Genomic DNA, 1595 nt, shown 5'->3' on the forward strand with positions numbered 1-1595 from the left:
TACGGTAGAGCGTATGCAATACCCAAAACATTCCGAAACAACGGAAATGGTAGAGCGTATGCAATACCCAAAACATTCCGAAACAACGGAAATGGTTCCACAATAGCAACAAAACGCAGACCTATGATTTTAAGGTCTGCGTTTTGTTTTATTTAGATGCAGAAATGAAAAATGAAATCATTCTCCATTCTCCATTCTCCATTTTCAATTACTTCCCATACTGCTCCGCCAGCTGCTGGCTGATAAACTGTCTTGCGGTACGCGGCGAGCGGCCGTTGCGGCGCAGCGCGAAGCGCTCTGCAAGCAGGTGCAGCTCGTCGATATCAAGGTTCAGGTCGTTCTCCTTGGCCAGCTGCTCGACGATGTACAGATACTCGTCCTTATCCGGCACGGAGAAGGTGATCTCCAGACCGAAACGGTCGGACAGCGAGGTAACGGTCTCGAGGGTATCGCGCACGCGCACCTCATCGCCCTGACGGTCGGCCATGCTCTCGCGGATGAGATGACGGCGGTTGGACGTTGCGTAAATGACCAGATTGGACGGCTTTCCGGCCAGACCGCCCTCGATAAACGCCTTGAGCGCGGCAAAGTTGTCGTCCTCGCTGCTGAAGGTCAGGTCGTCGAGGAACACGATGAAACGGAACGGCGAACGCAGGGTCTGCTCGAACAGCTTGGGGAAATTCGTGATCTGCCGCGGAGACATCTCGATGATCTTCAGGCCGCGGTCGGCGTACTCATTGGCAACCGCCTTGACGGTCGAGGACTTGCCGGTGCCCTTGTCGCCGTAGAGCAGGATGTTGTTGGCGTCGCGTCCGTCGAGGAAGGCAAGCGTGTTCTTGAGGATTTTCTGCTTCTGCATCTCGTAGCCGGGCAGGTCGTGCAGACGGATGGCATCGGGATGTACGATCGGGGTTGCCGAGCCGTCGTCCTGCATGGCAAACGCCGAGGACTGTGCGAAGAAGCCGTAGCCCTCCTCGCGGTAGTAATCGGCAAGCGCCGCACCGGTGGAGAACGGAAGCGAGTCCGCAGCCTCGAAGTCCGGCAGGTCCTCGAGGGCAGGCTCGTAGAACTTGTCCGCTGCGGCGGATTTGAAGGCTTCGCCGTCGAGCGCGAGCAGAGCGTTCAGCACGTCCAGATCGTGGGTTGCGGCGTTGAGCACAGCCGCTTCCGGTGCGTTGATGGTATCGGTCAGGGTGTTGGTGTCAAAGTGCACGGCGTCGAGCACTGCCTGCGCGATATCGCCGCAGGAGAAGCGGGTCGCGCACAGTGCGCCGTAGCGGTCGGCAAAGTCGGCGGCTGTGCCGTCGAGCGCGGTCAGCGTGTCGCCGTAGGCGCGCACCAGCGGATGGGAAAGCAGTCCGCGCAGCACGGAAAGCGCGCGCAGACGCAGGGAAAGGGCGGAAAGCTCCATTGTTTTCAACTCCAGTCAGGATTGTAGTTTATAACCTAATCAGCATAGCACACTTTTCCGCTCATTTCAACATAGTATGAGGGGAGAAACCTTAAGGCAACACCGCACAATTAAAGCTGCGGCTCCTTGCGCAGGCTCCGGTCGCGCTGCCGCGGTTCCTTGCGCAGGCTCCGGTCGCGCTGCT

The 1595-nt window shown here is 58.2% G+C and carries 1 protein-coding gene; it reads right to left on the minus strand.

Annotation, left to right across the window (positions count from 1 at the left end; translation table 11 throughout):
• Positions 1–208 precede the first annotated feature (208 nt).
• A complete protein-coding gene (locus tag DXB00_RS16070) occupies positions 209–1411 on the minus strand; it encodes an ATP-binding protein (protein WP_117751684.1) in 1203 nt (400 codons plus the stop codon).
• Between the last annotated feature and the right edge of the window lie 184 nt (positions 1412–1595).

The sequence above is a fragment of the Butyricicoccus sp. OF10-2 genome, assembly GCF_003481925.1.
Taxonomy (GTDB): Bacteria; Bacillota; Clostridia; order Oscillospirales; family Butyricicoccaceae; genus Agathobaculum; species Agathobaculum butyriciproducens.

Bases quoted from the DNA above. Each gene is read 5' to 3' on its own strand.
- DXB00_RS16070 (WP_117751684.1), bottom strand. From the start codon at position 1,411: ATGGAGCTTTCCGCCCTTTCCCTGCGTCTGCGCGCGCTTTCCGTGCTG.